The organism is Gardnerella sp. KA01002 (assembly GCF_049244015.1).
Lineage (GTDB): Bacteria > Actinomycetota > Actinomycetes > Actinomycetales > Bifidobacteriaceae > Bifidobacterium > Bifidobacterium vaginale.
Genome location: NZ_CP058365.1, coordinates 1,282,778 through 1,299,860, shown reverse-complemented (window position 1 = coordinate 1,299,860; position 17,083 = coordinate 1,282,778). Strand labels below are relative to the sequence as shown.

10 protein-coding genes and 1 tRNA gene are annotated in these 17,083 nt (G+C 44.4%); 10 read left to right on the top strand and 1 reads right to left on the bottom strand.

The genetic code is table 11. The features are described 5' to 3' along the window. The first annotated feature begins 192 nt into the window (after positions 1–192). The 5 genes from rplS to HXT60_RS05010 all read left to right on the top strand — a co-directional run bounded on the left by rplS (position 193) and on the right by HXT60_RS05010 (position 5,752). A complete protein-coding gene (rplS, locus tag HXT60_RS05030; protein WP_004114457.1) occupies positions 193–561 on the top strand; it encodes a 50S ribosomal protein L19 in 369 nt (122 codons plus the stop codon). A 38-nt stretch (positions 562–599) separates the two neighbouring features. Next, complete coding sequence (gene lepB / locus HXT60_RS05025) at positions 600–1,454, top strand: signal peptidase I (protein ID WP_004114465.1); 855 nt, start codon at positions 600–602, stop codon at positions 1,452–1,454. 39 nt (positions 1,455–1,493) lie between these two features. Next, positions 1,494–2,177 carry a ribonuclease HII gene (locus HXT60_RS05020; protein ID WP_020761877.1) on the top strand — a complete coding sequence of 228 codons (684 nt, stop codon included), beginning with the start codon at positions 1,494–1,496 and terminating at the stop codon, positions 2,175–2,177. A 253-nt stretch (positions 2,178–2,430) separates the two neighbouring features. Continuing rightward, positions 2,431–5,031 (top strand): ABC transporter ATP-binding protein, encoded by a 2,601-nt coding sequence (locus HXT60_RS05015; protein ID WP_415705241.1) that lies wholly within the window; start codon positions 2,431–2,433, stop codon positions 5,029–5,031. Beyond that, positions 5,015–5,752, top strand: a complete 738-nt coding sequence (locus HXT60_RS05010; protein WP_421790933.1) for an HNH endonuclease family protein — start codon at positions 5,015–5,017, stop codon at positions 5,750–5,752. The genes HXT60_RS05015 and HXT60_RS05010 overlap by 17 nt, the downstream gene beginning before the upstream one ends. Positions 5,753–5,851: 99 nt before the next feature. Here the strand turns inward: HXT60_RS05010 and HXT60_RS05005 are convergent. Continuing rightward, positions 5,852–5,936: transfer RNA gene (locus HXT60_RS05005), tRNA-Ser, on the bottom strand. Positions 5,937–6,392: 456 nt separating this feature from the next. Between HXT60_RS05005 and HXT60_RS05000 the strand changes: the two genes are divergently transcribed. The 5 genes from HXT60_RS05000 (at position 6,393) to HXT60_RS04980 (ending at position 16,697) form a co-directional block, all read left to right on the top strand. Further along, entirely contained in the window at positions 6,393–7,340 is a 948-nt protein-coding gene (locus HXT60_RS05000) for a DMT family transporter (RefSeq protein ID WP_004138573.1), read from the top strand. Between the two features lie 56 nt (positions 7,341–7,396). Next, on the top strand, positions 7,397–8,035 hold the full coding sequence (locus HXT60_RS04995) for a tRNA (cytidine(34)-2'-O)-methyltransferase (protein ID WP_226988348.1): 639 nt from the start codon (positions 7,397–7,399) through the stop codon (positions 8,033–8,035). 63 nt (positions 8,036–8,098) lie between these two features. Continuing rightward, entirely contained in the window at positions 8,099–8,824 is a 726-nt protein-coding gene (locus HXT60_RS04990; RefSeq protein ID WP_415702599.1) for a peptide ABC transporter permease, read from the top strand. Positions 8,825–9,023: 199 nt separating this feature from the next. Continuing rightward, positions 9,024–12,590 carry a DNA-directed RNA polymerase subunit beta gene (gene rpoB / locus HXT60_RS04985; protein ID WP_004116667.1) on the top strand — a complete coding sequence of 1,189 codons (3,567 nt, stop codon included), beginning with the start codon at positions 9,024–9,026 and terminating at the stop codon, positions 12,588–12,590. A gap of 87 nt (positions 12,591–12,677) precedes the next feature. After that, positions 12,678–16,697 (top strand): DNA-directed RNA polymerase subunit beta', encoded by a 4,020-nt coding sequence (locus tag HXT60_RS04980; RefSeq protein WP_004138747.1) that lies wholly within the window; start codon positions 12,678–12,680, stop codon positions 16,695–16,697. The last annotated feature ends 386 nt before the right edge of the window (positions 16,698–17,083 follow it).

The following is a 17,083-nucleotide window of genomic DNA, read 5'->3' as shown; positions in this document are numbered from 1 at the left end:
TTTCGATAAGGCGATGCCGCATAGTCGACTTATCAATAGTCTAGCCTGCTTTTTTAAAGTTTTGGCAGATGGAAGCCCTGAAAAGCAAACTTTTTGGGAAGGATTATTCAAAGTAAAGTTGAAAAAGTTAAAATTAGACTAACTTACTTTGATGTAGCTTACGTCGATATGCGGCGGCGAGGAGGAATTATCATGGTGAATGCTGTAGAAGCATTTGATGCTAAGCATCTTAAGTCTGCTGAGGAAATCCCAGCTTTCCGTCCTGGAGATACTGTTGACGTTAACGTTAAGATTCAGGAAGGCAACAACACTCGTATTCAGACCTTTACTGGCGTTGTTATCGCTCGTAAGGGTGCTGGTGTTCGCGAGACTTTCGTTGTACGTAAGGTGAGCTTCGGCACTGGTGTTGAGCGTCGCTTCCCACTTCATTCCCCAGCTATCGATTCGATTAAGCTGGTTCGTAGTGGTCGCGTTCGTCGCGCTAAGCTTTACTACTTGCGCGCTTTGCGTGGTAAGGCTGCTCGTATTGCCGAGCGTCGTGACAACAGCGCTGCTAAGTAAATTTATTTAAGGTTAAGGATTTAACATTAAGGATTAATATGTCTGCCGAAGACTTGCAAAATAGCGATGGTCACATTGTTAATGTGGCAGGTCACGGCTTAAATCCTTCTCCAGTTCCACCGGAGCCAGAAGAAAGACCAAGTCTAACTTCTGGCTTCAGTGCTAAACGTGCTAGGCATGGAAAAATAAAAGGGAATCATATTTCTGGATATCAAGATAGTGATTATGATTCCTCTAAATCTCAGTCCAAGGTTCGTACTCGCAAGCTTTTTAAAACATCTTGGAAAGAGCTTGTTGCATGGTATCTTGTGCCTATTCTTGTTGTTATTTTTCTTCGTGTTTTTATTCTCGGCGTATATTTTATTCCATCTGGCTCCATGCTAGACACAATTCATATTGGCGATTATGTTGTTACGTCTAAGCTCACTCCTCGCCTGTTTCCACTAAATCGTGGAGATATTGTTGTTTTTGAAGATCCTGCTAATTGGCTTCAAGGTGAAAATAGTCGCGGCGGAATTGTGTCTGGTAAAGATCTTATAAAGCGTCTAATTGGATTGCCTGGGGATACTGTTGAATGTAAGGGCGATGGTGACCCAATTCTTGTTAACGGTGTTCCTGTGCTTGAATCTGCTTATATTAAACCAGGTGTAAGTCCTAGTTCCTTCCCGTTTAAGGTGAAGGTTAAACCTGGTCATGTATTTGTTCTAGGAGATAATCGCGCTAACTCTGCGGATTCTAGGTATCATAAGAATGATGGTGACGATGGTTTGGTACCTATTTCTAAGGTTGAAGGCGTGGCATTTATGCGTTTTTGGCCTTTGAATCGTATGGGTATTTTTGAAAATCATAGCGATGCGTTTGATGATGTAAGAAATAAGTCAGATGCTAAATAGTTCTTTTAAACGTGCGTAGATATTAGATTTGGGGAGATTTTGGCTGCTGTTCCGTCTTTTAACTTTGAGCAAGACCTTTTAAAAAGTGGCTTCGATTGGGTTATTGGATTAGATGAGGTTGGACGTGGTAGTTTAGCTGGTCCTGTTATGGTTGGTGCTGCTCTTTTTGGTGCCGATAAAATTAATTCTGGTTATTTTCCTGATGGATTAGCTGATTCCAAGCTTATTAACGCTCACAAGCGTGAAGGATTATTGGAGCCTCTTGAAAATTGGTGCGATGCTTTTGCTGTTGGTTCTTGTACAAATCGCGAGATTGACGAGTGGGGAATAAGTTATGCTCTTGGTGTTGCTGCGATTCGTGCAATTTCAGATGTGCAAAACAGTATGAGATATAAGCTTGAAAATGCTCATATTGCAGCGATTTTAGATGGACCATTTAATTATATTGGTAAGGTTTCTGGAACTTTTGATGCGCCTAGTATGGATTTTCCTGTTAAAGTTCACACTTTAGTTAAGGCTGATCAGAAGTGTGCTAGTGTTTCTGCAGCTTCTGTGATCGCAAAGGTGACTCGAGATTCTCTTATGACAAGCTTGTCTGACGATCCTAAATATAAAATTTATGATTGGGCACATAACAAGGGTTATGGTTCTAAATCGCATAGAGCTGCGATTTTAGAGTATGGTCCTAGTGATTTGCATCGTATTAGTTGGCATTTAAGCTAAAGTTCTTCGGCGTGTTGATGCCTGATGCTCAGCGTAATCTTGAATGCTAAAGGGGTAGTGAGCTAGTGCGTGGGTATGTGTTTGTAGAGAGTGTTTAGATAGCGTTTTTAAGAGATTTAAAGCTGATTTTAACAGTGCGAGCTACTCGAATTTGTAGATTCAATCTGCAGGGTATCGTGTGTGTACTTTGTAGTGCGTGAAAGTATTTTTGGAATTTAAAAGAGTTTTCTATGGAAAAGAAAAGGATAGTTAAATGATTGGTCGTTTCTTCGCTTTTGTTCCAGGTGTTAAGCACTTGGTTGTTTTAAGAGCGGCATGTCTTGCTATATCTTCTCTTGCGAATATTGGTTTTGTGTATGTTTGTGTTGGAATTCTTTCGCCAGTGCTTATTCCTGCAAAATATACTGGCAAGTCCTTGTTAAGCTCTGTTGAATTGACGTCTTATCTTATTTCTCTTGTTGGAATACTTATCGTAAAATATATTGCGTTCCATCAGTCTTGTACTATTTCTACCGAAATTGGAACTCGCGTATCTATGAAGCTTAGACCAAAAATGTTGCGTTCTATGCTTTCTTTGAGCTCCTCTAAAAAATGGTCTAAGGGATATTCTTCTATTTGCGTGAACGATGATGTTGAGTGGGTTCAACGTTGGTATGGTTTACTTTTGCCGCAGATCATTGCTGCTTTTCCTATGCCTTTTGCGGTTAGTGTTGCAATGTTTTCAATAAACTCTTATGTTGCCACTATTTGCGTTTTTGCGTCAATTTTTTCTACTTTGGCACTTGTATCTGCTCTTGCAGATGTTCGCATTTTGTGGCGCTGTTTATGCGTATTTTTAACGTATTTAATGACTGGTGTGGCAATTATTTCTACAGTTTGGCTTCTTTCTGTTAAATCTGTTGGTCTTCCTGCTGCAATGCTAACTTTGCCACTTCTTATGCTAAGCGTAGATCCAATACGTAGAGTTGCTAACTGTATGCATATTAAAAATCGGGCTGTTTTAGGTTTGAATAACATTAGTAACTTGTTTAAAAGTGTTGCTTCTAGTAAAGTTCATTCTTCTAATTTAGACTCTGTAGAATCTTCTGCTTCTGCAGATTCCATAGATTTCTCAGATAATAAAAAGTCACTGAGCATCCCAGATGGAGCTAATAATGTTTCTCTTCATGTGCGATGCAATTTCACTGAAAATAATAAACATTTGCGTGCATCCTTTAATATTTCAAGTGGAAAATTGAATGTAATGCCAAAGGAATACTACGAATTATTTACTAATAATGTTTTGAATGGCGTAGTTTTTAGCGATAAATCAGATGTTGCGTTATCTTACAGTGATAGATATGGTTTTTCTGAAGTAGATGTTGAATCGCCTTTTGTAGTATCTGATTTTGGTGATATTTCTGGAAACTCAACTTATGTTTCACTAAATAATGAAAATCCTGGTGCTATTGCAGATCTTGTTACTATTGTTCGTTCAAATAGTCATCTGTTTTCAGCCACTTTGCGAGAGAATCTGCTCATGGCATCGTCTAATGCTACTACTACATCTATGTGGCAAGCATTGCGTACTGCTCATGTAGATGGTGTTGTTTATGCGGATTATAACGGATTAGATTTGCGTGTAGACAATATTCAGGTTGAAAATAAGCAAGATATTTTCCGACGAATTATTATGGCTCGTGCGCTTATTCGTAGAACTCCAGTGTATATTTTCGACTATTCTTCAAGCGATATTAGTTCTGATGAAGCTAAGAATTTATGTGATATTTTGCGTCATGTTGCTAAAAAAGCTACGATTCTTGTATTTTTGCCAGACGATAACTACGTTTCTAAAGCGGACAATTTGGTTAACGTTAGTGTATATCATAATTCGCATTACACCAGTTCTAGTTCTATTAGCTCTTATGCCGAAAATTTCGCAGATGGTAGCGTTGATAAAGCTAATAAAGTAGACGAATATGCTAAAAGTTTTGATGAAAACTCTAATAAGAATTTTAATAATGCAAAACACGAAGGCTTATTGAAAGATTTATCTCATGAAAGTAAATCAACTATATCTTCGTTGAAAAAGGCGTTTTTTGCGATTCTTTCAGCATTCTCTACAACAATCAATATAGTTTGCGCAGTATTGATACCTGTTTGCACTTTTGCAGCAATGTTCGCTATCGCTAATCGACCGCTTTTTGGACTTGCTATGCAAGAATACGTGCTTATCGTAAGCGTATGCGCATGTTTAAGATGCATAACATTAGTAACATCTTTTGCTGGCGTGGATCTTCATCATGCGCATTTGCACAAGGCAGGTTTAAGCATGAGTGTTGGAATGGTTTTGTCGATTATTCCAGCAATCGTTTTGTTATGTTACTTTGATATTCAAATTGCTATTTTTGCTGTTGTGATTTGTGCTCTAATAGTGTTTATAATTCCAGGATTATTTAGACTTAGACTCCGCAGTTTTATTAAAAAAGTTCATTCAGAGCAAAAGATGGTAGAGCTTGAAGTTGATGATGTAGAACTTGGTATTGATGAGGTTCTAGCTTTCCGACAGGGCGAGCATTGTGTTAAGCGTGTTGTTGATTCAATGCGTAAGCTTTCACAACAGCGAGTGCGATTATCTCGTAAAGTGGGAAGAATGCAGGCAATTCTTATGTCTGTTGCTCTTATAGGTATTGCGAACGCAATAATGCTTGTTTCTAACACTATTCACCCAATTGTCACTAAGAATCCACAATGGAATGTTGTTTACGCAGTTATGGCAATTATTGTGCTTATTAGCCTTATTCAACAAGTTCTAGACGTTGTTATTAGGCGTATCCCTTGGGTTGTAGACATAAATCATGCAGTACGATCGTAATACGCATTATTCAAGTAACCCTATATCTAAAAGAATAGCCTCTTTTATATGGCTTATTTCTTTGGCTATTATTATAGGCATTGTTATTGGGCTTGTTTTGCCAAAAATCAATCATGATGTTGGCGAAATTACTGGTGAATACGTTGCTGATGGAGATGCTGCTGCTCTTCTTAATAAGCTAAAAGTCTCTAAATCACATCCGTCTGGATACAACAGGAGTGTCTTTGGATACAGGACTACAGATGTTGATAAAAATGGCTGTGATGTTAGAGAAGATGTTCTTGCTCGCGATTTAAAACAGGTTCGTTTTAAGTATTCTGGTTCTTGCAAAGTAGCATCAGGGCTTTTGCATGATCCTTATACTGGTTTAAATATTAATTTTGTTCGAGGAAGAAAAACTAGTGCTCTTGTTCAAATCGACCATGTTGTAGCACTAGAAAACGCTTGGCAATCAGGAGCCTGGAAATGGAGTCATGCCAAGAGGCTTAAGTTTGGTAACGATATGCTTAATCTTCTTGCTGTTCAAGGAGCAGCGAACCAAGAAAAAGGATCTGCTTCTGCGGCTTATTGGCTGCCATCTAATAAATCCTTTAGATGCGATTATGTAGCTAGGCAGATTGCTGTTAAGTATAAGTACGATCTTAGCGTTACTAGTGCGGAAAAACGTAGCATGGCTTCAATTTTGCATGGTTGTTCTGCGCAGAAATTGCCTAACAGTTGAGTTCGACGCTAAGCTGCTTGTGTATGTTCATATATTTTGATGCATAGGCAAATATATAAAAAGGGTTCTAACCAATGATGCTGGCTAGAACCCTAAGCGCGGAGAATACGAGATTCGAACTCGTGAGGCTGTTACACCAACACGCTTTCCAAGCGTGCGCCATAGACCACTAGGCGAATTCTCCACATCAATCATTGTGCTAAACAGCATAACGAAAGACAACTTAAATAAGATAACATAAACTGAGGATAATGCAAAGTCGCGCGTGGCGTATTGGTTTGAGTGTTAGATTTGCATCACGCGTGATGCGTTTGTAACGTTTTTTGGTCAAAATTCGTTAGATTTGTCTCGGCTGCGAGACATTTGTAACGTTTTTTGACTGATTTTCGTTAGATTTGTCTCACGCATGATGCAAATCTAACGAATCTACGATTCTCAAATCACCTCAATAGATTTATTGCACATGCAATCCTTGCAATTGCGTGTTGTTGATTATGTGCGTGTTGTTGATTATGTGATAGTGTAGATTTTTCATATGTAGTAAGCGATTTGCTAGATTTGCGACTTGCAACTTACTACATATGCGCAAAACTACAGGATTATTAGCGAGTACGGGATGTAAGTTTAGAAGGTGTTTAGCATGGATGTTGGTTTTGTAAAGAATATCCAAAAAATAAAGCCTAAAAAGCCAAATCCTGCGGTGGATCATAGTCCGCGCACAATGATGATTGGCATAATCTTGACGATTCTTGGTGGCGCGCTTTGGGGCACGAATGCTACTGTTTCTAAGATTCTAATGTCGCAATACCTTGTGAGTCCGTTGCAAATCGCGTGCGTTCGTCAGCTTGCTGCAGGCGTGCTTTTTGTAATCGTTGCGTCAATTGTTAATCGCAAGCAACTCGTTGGTGCATTAAGCACAAAAAAATCATGGCCAATGCTAGTTGTAACAGGTATTGTGTGTGTGCTTTTAACGCAAGTGGCGTATCTTTTTACAATCGACTGGACTAATTCTGGCACGGCTACTGTTTTGCAAAGCCTGAATCTGCTTTTTGTGCTTGTTTATGTGTGTTTGCGGTCAAAAAGAACTCCGACTTTGCGCGAAAACATTGGTGTTTTGCTTGCATTTGCAGGAACTGCGCTTATGGCAACGGGAGGCAATTTTAGCTCGCTTTCGCTGCCGCTGATGGGACTTTTGTGGGGATTGGCAGATGCTGCAAGTACGGCGGCTCTTGCGATTATGCCAGTTAAATTGATTGCAAAATGGGGAAATCTTACTGTAAACGGAATTACGTTTATTATTGCAGGTCTTATTATGATGCCATTTGTGAAGCCATGGCAAACAATGCCTCCTTTGGATTTGCGCGCGTACTTGCTGTTTACTTTTACGATTGTTGGCGGAACTTTTGGCGCATATTGGATGTTTTTGGCTGGCGTTATGCGAGTTGGATCTGTGCGCGGAACGCTTTTGGGGGCGAGCGAGCCTGTTATGGCTGCAATCACGGCTGTTGTGTTTACGGGAGCTGTGTTCTCGTGGGCTGATTTTGCAGGATTTGCGCTTATTTTTATTATGATGATTTTATTGAGGTGATTATTACGAGTATGCAAGTCACAGGTAAAGAAGATAAAAGTAAAGAAGATAAAAATATGCAAGACGCACAAAACCCAGTCAATCGTGTAGAGCAGATGTATGAGTACGGCTACCGAAAGTCAAACTACGGTCCGGACGAGCTTGTAACAGACGCGCACGGAAATCCAATCAGCGTTATGGATGCCATGCTAAGCGCGCAAGATGCAAGCACTGCGCAAACTCAAACTCCGCACTTGTGCTTCTATTCGCCTAGAATCCCAGGAAACACAGGCTCTGCGATTCGCCTTTGCGCGGTAACGGGCACCATTTTGCATCTTGTAGAGCCGCTTGGATTTAATCTTCAAGACACAAAGCTTCGTCGCGCGGGTCTTGATTATCACGATATGGCACACGTTGTTATGCACCCGAATTTTGAAAACCTTGTGGAATCAATGCCAAATTCTCGCATAATCGCGTTTACTGCAAATGCCACAAAACTTTACACAGATATTGAGTATAAGCCGAACGATATTTTGCTTTTTGGACCAGAGCCAGGAGATATTCCAGACCCAATGGATATTATGGCTGGCCCTCATGTTGCGGAACAGGTTCGCTTGCCAATGCGTCCTTCGCTTAGAAGCTTAAATCTTACAAATTGCGCATCAATCGCCATTTATGAAGCGTGGCGTCAGCTTGGATTTGAGGGCGGAAAATAGTCTATAAAAATAGCTTATAGTCAAAAATAGTCTTAAAACTACTCATGCATTACAATGGTGACTATGCCTGTGTTAAAACGTAAACCGAAGCGGAAGATTAGTGCTGCGCGCCGCCGCATGTACATTCGCCGCCGAATCATAGTTTGCGTGGGGCTGCTGGCTGTTTTAGTGTTTTGTATCTTTTGCATAATCAGCGTTTTCAAAGGAATTGCCGCAATCGGAACTGCTATAAGCAAACATTCAGACGTTACTCTATCTAAACAACTAGTGCCAGACCCAAGACCTGTTGGAATTATAAAAAAATGTAGTGCAAAAGACGTCCGTATTGAATTAACCTCAGCATCGCAATCTGTACCGATGGGAGGAAGCGTAGAATTTACTGCTCGCGTAGTTCATGAAGGAGATGATTCCTGCAGAATAGATGCGTCGGATGGCAGAATGGTGTTGACAATTGGAGACAGCGTAAGTGCTGATAAGTCTGATAAGTCTGATAAGTCTGATCAATCTAGAGAAAAGCAAGAAAAGCAAGAAAAGCAGCAGAAAATAGAGCCGAAGTGGAGATCAGATGTGTGCGAAATTCCACTCAAGCCTCTGTTAATGGCAAAAGGTGATTCGTACGAGAAAAAAATCGTATGGAGCACGGATGCTACAGTCGGAACGCCTACCGGCAAGGATTGCTTAGATGACGCCGACTTGCCTAAAGTTTCGCGCGGAACTTACATTGCACAAATTGCGCATAAGGATGTGTCAGGATTACAAAGCAATCCCGTGGTTATTTCTGTTCGCTAGCACATGCACAAATGGCGCCAAAAGTCGATGTGAAGGGGTAAAATCGTTTCTTTGTACAAGGTGTGTCATATAGCGGGCATACTCAAGGAACCGAAGAAGGCGCCCGCAAACCCAAAATCGTTGATTTTAAGCGCGTTTGCTGCGATTTTCTAAAGCTCCCAAGGATTAAGAAAACTAGCTAGCGATAAAGGAACGTCCATTGGCTGCTGAACAAGCTACGACGAACACCACCAAAGTCATCGCGCGTGCCGACGAGCACAGCATTAAATTGCATAAAGCGTCGGATCGTGTGAATTTCGGCTCCATTTGTGAGCCAATCGATGTGCCATACCTCCTCGGTGTGCAAACCGACAGCTTTGACTGGCTGATCGGCTCCGAGCGTTGGAAGAAGCGCGTCGAAGAAGATGAGGCAAATGGCACTCACACTGTGCCTCATGTCTCTGGTTTGGAAGAAGTGTTCCAAGAGATTTCTCCAATTGAGAATTTTGCTGAGACAATGAGCCTCACATTCTCGGATCCATATTTTGAAGAGCCACGTCACACTGTGCTTGAGTGCAAAGAGAAGGATTACACATATTCCGCTCCTTTGTATGTAAACGCAGAGTTTGAAAACGGCGAAACTGGCGAGATTAAGAGCCAGACTGTGTTTATGGGTGATTTCCCGCTGCAAACACCACACGGAACATTCATTATTGGCGGCACTGAGCGCGTAATCGTGTCCCAGCTTGTGCGTTCCCCAGGCGTGTATTTTGACCGCACGCAAGATCGCACTTCCGACAAAGACGTTTTTGGCGCAAAAATCATTCCAAGTCGCGGAGCGTGGCTTGAGTTTGAGATTGATAAGCGCGATGTTCTTGGCGTGCGCGTAGATCGCAAGCGTAAGCAGTCTGCAATCGTGTTCTTGATGGCAATTGGCATGACTAAGCCAGAAATTGCAGAGGCATTCCAAGGGTATCCTCTTGTTCTCGACGCTCTAGAAAAAGAGCCAATCGACACTCAAAATGATGCTCTTACAGACTTGTATCGCAAGATTCGCCCAGCAGATACCGCAACTCCAGACGCGGGTCGCAATTTGCTCGAATCCTTCTACTTCAACACAAAGCGCTACGATTTGGCGCGCGTTGGTCGCTACAAGATCAATCGCAAGCTTGGTTTGGAAGCGGATTACAACGATCGCAGCTTGAATCGCGAAGACATAATCGCCACAATCAAGTATTTGGTTACTTTGCACTCGGGCGAAAAGACCTTCCCAGGCAAGCGCGATGGCGAAGATGTGCAATTGCGTGTAGACGTGGACGATATTGATCACTTTGGAAACCGTCGAATCCGTCAGGTTGGCGAGCTTGTACAGAATCAGATTCGTACTGGCTTAAGCCGTATGGAGCGCGTTGTGCGCGAGCGCATGACCACGCAAGATGCTGAGGCGATTACACCACAGTCGTTGATTAACATTCGACCAGTTAACGCTACTATTAAGGAGTTCTTCGGAACTTCTCAGCTTAGCCAGTTTATGGATCAGAACAATCCTTTGGCGGGCGTTACAAACAAGCGTCGTCTTTCGGCTCTTGGTCCTGGTGGTCTTTCTAGAGACCGCGCATCTATGGAAGTTCGAGACGTGCACCCATCCCACTTTGGTCGTATGTGCCCAATCGAATCCCCAGAAGGTCCAAACATCGGTCTTATCGGTTCGCTTGCAACCTTTGGTCGCATCAACCCATTCGGCTTTATTGAAACACCTTATCGTAAGGTCGTTAATGGTCATGTGACTAACGAAGTCGAATATATGACTGCAGATCGCGAAGCCGAGCACGTTATTGCTCAGGCAAATCAGGAACTCGATGAAAATGGCAACTTTGTTGGCACTCAGGCACTTGCTCGTGTTGACGAAGAAGAAGCAGTCGATGTTCCTGTAAGCACTGTTGACTACATGGATGTTTCTCCACGTCAGATGGTTTCCCTCGGCGCAAGCTTGATTCCATTCTTGGAGCACGATGAAGGCCACCGTGCTTTGATGGGTACTAACATGCAGCGTCAGGCTGTGCCGCTTATTAAGTCGGAGCGTCCACTTGTTGGTACGGGTTCCGAATGGCGTGCTGCAGTTGATTCTGGAGACGTGATTCTTTCCGAAAAGCCAGGCGTTGTAACCTACGTTTCTGCAGATATTATTCGCGTTATGAACGACGATGGAACTCAGTCCAGCTACAAGCTTTCTAAGTTCCAGCGTTCTAACCAGACTACTTGCTACAACCAGGTGCCACTTATTAAAGATGGCGAGCGTGTTGAAGCTGGTACAGTTTTGGCAGACGGTCCTGCAACAGACAAGGGTGAGCTTGCACTCGGCAAGAATTTGCTCGTTGCGTTTATGCCTTGGAATGGTTACAACTACGAGGATGCTATTATTATTTCCCAGCGTCTTGTGCAAGACGATACGCTTTCTTCGATTCACATTGAAGAGTACGAAATCGATGCTCGTGAAACCAAGCTTGGTGCCGAAGAGATTACTCGCGACCTTCCAAACGTTGGCGAAGACGCTATTGCAAACCTCGACGAGCGCGGTATTATTCGCATTGGTGCCGAGGTGGAAGCTGGCGACATTTTGGTTGGTAAGGTAACGCCTAAGGGCGAGACTGAGCTTACTCCAGAAGAGCGCTTGCTTCGTGCAATCTTTGGCGAAAAGAGCCGTGAAGTTCGAGACACTTCTTTGCGCGTGCCACACGGCGAAACTGGTACTGTGATTGCTGTTAAGGAAATCACTCGTGAAGACGCTGAAGACGATGGCGATGAGCTTCCAAATGGCGTAAACCAGATGATTCGCGTGTACATTGCTCAGCATCGTAAGATTACGCAGGGCGATAAGCTTTCTGGTCGCCACGGCAACAAGGGTGTTATTTCCCGCATTTTGCCAGAAGAGGATATGCCATTCTTGGCTGATGGTACTCCAGTAGACATTATGCTTAACCCGTTGGGTGTGCCTTCTCGAATGAACTTGGGTCAGGTGCTCGAGCTTCACTTGGGTTGGATTGCTCACGCTGGTTGGGATATTAATTTGGATCCAGACCTTGAGGCTGCTTGGAAGAAGTATGTGCCAGAAGGCGCTGAGCATGGCGATCCATGCACTCCTGTTGCAACTCCAGTGTTCGACGGCGTGCGCCCAGAAACCTTGAAGGGTCTTTTGAGCACTACGCTTGCAGACCGCGATGGCAATAAGCTTGTTGGTTCCGACGGTAAGGCAACATTGTTTGACGGCCGCACTGGTGAGCCATTCCCTAAGCCAATTTCTGTTGGCTACATGTACATCTTGAAGCTGCATCACTTGGTTGATGATAAGATTCACGCTCGTTCCACTGGTCCTTACTCTATGATTACCCAGCAGCCGTTGGGTGGTAAGGCGCAGTTCGGCGGCCAGCGCTTCGGCGAAATGGAAGTGTGGGCGCTTGAGGCTTATGGCGCTGCTTACACATTGCACGAAATGATGACCACAAAGTCTGATGACGTTGACGGCCGCGTGCGTGTGTATGGCGCTATTGTCAAGGGCGATAACCTTCCACCAGCTGGTATTCCTGAGTCCTTCAAGGTGTTGCTCAAGGAAATGCAGTCTCTCTCCTTGAATGTTGAGGTGCTTAACTCCGAAGGAGTGGCAATTGACATGAAGGATGAGGATGATGATCCGGTGTCGTCTTCTGAAGATTTGGGCTTCAACATTGGTGCACGACCAGATTCGTCCGCCAAGGAAGATCAAGTTATTCAAGAACCTGAATACCAGTGATGCCAGTGATTAGAAATAACTTAATCACTAATCACTAATCACTTTAAGAAACTTAGAAAAACAATTTCATGAGACAGGACGATAATAGTGCTGGACGTCAACGCATTTGACAAACTGAGGATTGGACTGGCCACTGCCGACGACATCCGTAGCTGGAGCCACGGCGAGGTTAAGAAGCCAGAAACCATTAATTACCGTACCCTTAAACCAGAGAAGGATGGTCTGTTCGGTGAGCAGATTTTCGGTCCTACTCGCGACTGGGAGTGCGCGTGCGGCAAGTATAAGCGCGTGCGCTTTAAGGGAATCGTGTGCGAGCGATGCGGCGTGGAAGTTACACGCAGCCGCGTTCGCCGTGAACGCATGGGTCATATTGAGCTTGCGGCTCCTGTAACACACATTTGGTTCTTCAAGGGTGTGCCAAGCCGCTTGGGTTACCTGCTTGATATTGCTCCAAAAGACTTGGAAAAGGTTATTTACTTTGCAGCCTACATGGTTACTAAGGTAGATGAAGAGCAGCGTCACCAAGATCTTCCAGACTTGCAAGACGAGTTCGATACGGAAATCGGCAATCTTCGTAAGCGCCGCGACAATGAGATTGAAGCTCGCGCAAAGAAGGTAGAAGAAGACCTGCACGAGCTGGAAGAATCAGGCGAAGCAAAAGGCAACGCAAAGTCTAAATTGCGCGCTGGAGCAGAGCGAGAAATGGCTGCTATTCGTACTCGCTACGATGAGCAGATTCAGCGTTTGAACGCAGTTTTCGATCGCTTTAAGGGCTTACGCGCAGGAGATATGGAAGGCGATGTTGACCTTTGGCGAGAAATGGAAGACCGCTACGGTGACTATTTTGAAGGCTGCATGGGTGCTGAAGCAATCAAGAAGCGCTTGCAGGACTTCGACCTTAAGTCTGCTGCCGTAGAACTTCGCGAAGAAATCGACAATGGTACTGGTCAGCGCAAGGCGCGCGCTTTGAAGCGACTTAAAGTTGTAAACGCGTTCTTGACTACTGGAAACAAGCCAGAAGCAATGGTTTTGGACGTTATTCCAGTAATCCCACCAGATTTGCGACCAATGGTTCAGCTTGATGGTGGACGCTTTGCAACATCCGATTTGAACGACTTGTACCGTCGAGTAATCAACCGTAACAATCGTTTGAAGAGGTTGATTGAACTTGGTGCTCCTGAAATCATGCTTAATAACGAAAAGCGCATGCTTCAGGAAGCAGTTGATTCACTCTTCGACAACGGTCGTCGTGGTCGCCCAGTAACTGGTGCATCGAACCGTCCACTAAAGTCGCTTTCCGATATGCTTAAAGGTAAGCAGGGTCGATTCCGCCAGAACTTGCTCGGTAAGCGAGTTGATTATTCTGGCCGTTCCGTAATCGTTGTTGGTCCAAGCCTCCGCATGCATCAATGCGGTTTGCCTAAGCCAATGGCGTTGGAGCTGTTTAAGCCATTCGTTATTAAGCGTTTGGTGGATCAGGGCTTTGCTCAGAATATGAAGAGCGCAAAGCGCCTTGTAGATCGCGGAGATTCCGAGGTTTGGGGTGTGCTTGAGGAAGTTATTTCTGAACATCCTGTGCTTCTTAACCGTGCTCCTACACTTCACCGTTTGGGTATTCAGGCATTTGAGCCAATTTTGGTTGAAGGTAAAGCAATTCACCTTCCACCACTTGCTTGCGCCGCATTCAACGCTGACTTCGATGGTGACCAGATGGCAGTGCATTTGCCACTTTCCGCCGAAGCTCAGGCAGAAGCTCGCAGCTTGATGATGGCATCCGACAATATCTTGAAGCCAGCAGATGGTCACACTGTTACCATGCCATCTCAGGATATGATTTTGGGCTTGTACTACTTGTCTACAGTAATAGACGGTGCAAAGGGTCAAGGCAGAATCTTCTCTTCGCTTGCAGAGGCTCAAATGGCACTCGACAAGCATGAGATTGACATGCAGGCAAAGGTATTAATCCGCGTGCCAGAGGACTTTGTGCTACCAAAGGATTGGGAGCCAGGAGAACTTAAGGTCGTAGATCCAGAGCCAGGCAGCCCAGATGTTGTTCATGAAGAGCGCTTTAAGGATGGAACTGTATTGTTCGCCACATCCTACGGTCGCGTGTTGTTTAACGGCACTCTTCCAGAGGACTATCCGTTTGTGAACCAGCAGGTTCCAAAGGGTGTTCTCTCCAAGATTGTTGACGATATTGCTACACGTTATTCCACTGCTCAGGTAGCCGCATCCCTTGATGCTTTGAAGGATCTTGGCTTTACTCGAGCACCTTGGTCTGGCGTTACAATGGCATTCTCTGATATTGTGCTTCCTTCAAATCGTGAGTCTATTGCACAAGACTATGAGAATCAGGCTGCAAAGATTAACTCCCAGTACGATATGGGTCTTCTTACAGATGAAGAGCGTCGTCAAGAGTTGATTAACTTGTGGACTGAATGCACCGATAAGGTTGCAGATGCTATGCGCGAGAACTTCCATGATGATAACAACGTGAACATCATGGTTCAGTCTGGTGCACGCGGTAACTGGATGCAGATTCGTCAGATTGCTGGTATGCGAGGCTTAGTGGCAAACCCTAAGGGTGAGATTATTCCTCGTCCTGTTAAGTCAAACTACCGTGATGGTCTTTCTGTGTTGGAGTACTTCATCTCCCAGCACGGTGCGCGTAAGGGCTTGGCTGATACCGCACTTCGTACTGCAGAATCTGGTTACTTGACTCGTCGTCTTGTGGACGTTTCTCAGGAAGTTATTGTTCGTGAGGAAGATTGCGGCACAAAGCGTGGTCTTATGATGAAGATTGCGGACCGCGACGAAAATGGCAATTTGACGCTTGTTAAGGCTGCTGATGGTGGTCCATACTCGCGCTTGCTTGCTGCAGATGTTCTCGATCCAGCAGACGGTACAACCGTTTTGGCAAAGTGTGGTGACGCGCTTTCGATGGATGTTTTGCGTGACTTGGTTGCGCATGGTGTCGAAGAAGTTAAGGCTCGTTCTGTGCTTACTTGCGAGTCTAAGCGTGGCGTTTGCGCAAAGTGCTACGGTTGGTCTTTGGCTACAAGCTCTCTTGTTGATGTTGGCGAGGCTGTTGGTATTGTTGCAGCACAGTCCATTGGTGAGCCTGGTACGCAGCTTACGCTTCGTTCCTTCCACTCTGGTGGTGTTGCTTCGGCAAGCGATATTACGCAGGGTCTTCCTCGTGTTACCGAGCTTTTCGAAGCTCGTACACCTAAGGGCGAAGCTCCAATTGCTGAGTTCCCAGGTGTTGTGAAGGTTGAGGATACTGACCATGGTCGTCAGGTGACTTTGACTCCAGACGATACTACGGTTGAGCCAATCGTTTACCCAGTAACTCGTCGTGCTCCAATGCTTGTTAAGGATGGAGACCACGTTGAGGTTGGTACGCAGCTGATTGAAGGTTCTGTGGATCCTAAGAAGATTCTGCGAATTCTTGGTCCTCGTGCTGCTCAGGTGAACATTGTGGAAGAAGTGCACAACGTGTACCGTTCTCAGGGCGTTGATATTCACGATAAGCATATTGAGGTTATTGTTCACCAGATGCTTCGCCGCATTACGGTGATTGATTCTGGAGACACGAACCTTCTTCCAGGCGAACTTGTGGATCAGGCTAAGTTCCGTGAAGCAAATCTTGAGGCTGTTAAGAATGGTGGTAAGCCTGCTGCTGGTCGTCCAGAGCTTATGGGTATTACAAAGGCTTCTTTGGCTACAGATTCTTGGCTTTCTGCCGCATCCTTCCAGGAGACTACTCGCGTGCTTACTGAAGCTGCTTTGAGCCAGAAGGAAGATGATCTTAAGGGCTTGAAGGAGAACGTTATTATTGGTAAGCTCATCCCAGCTGGTACTGGTTTGGCGCGTTATCGTAATGCGGATGTCTTTGCAGATCCTGAGGTGCGTGATGCTGTTTATCCAAACCTTGGTTTGGGTGGAGCAAATGGCACTCCGTCAAACTTTGGCGAGAGCAACATGGGAGATGTTGATTTCTCGAACATTGATTTTGGCGACATGCAGCTTGGGGATGAGTTTAATCCAGATGACTTCCTTGATGATCAGGGTGGTCAGGGTGATTATGACGATGACCTTAACTAATCAGGCTAGGTATAACTGGCGATTTTAGGCTATCTATATTATTTATGGGTGATTTGCTTAAATCTCTAGGTTTGATTTTGCTAGTCTGAATTGAATTAGCCGTTGCAAGTTGTTTTACACATCTTGCAGCGGCTTTTTGTTTTTTTGCGTTTGCGTGTTTTGTATTAAATCTGGTGTAAAGTGCGGTCACTTCGTTCGCGCGGTCTAAGCGCGCTCACGTTTTTGCCGCACGTAAAGTCCACTGGACTTTACGTTTGAGCGGCTCAGCGCTCTATTCCTCGCGGCTATTAGTAGCCGCTCGGCTGATTTGGCACATAAAGTCCACTGGACTTTATGCTTGAGCCAAATCACGCTTTGAAGGAGCTTGAAATGCGTTATGCAATTTC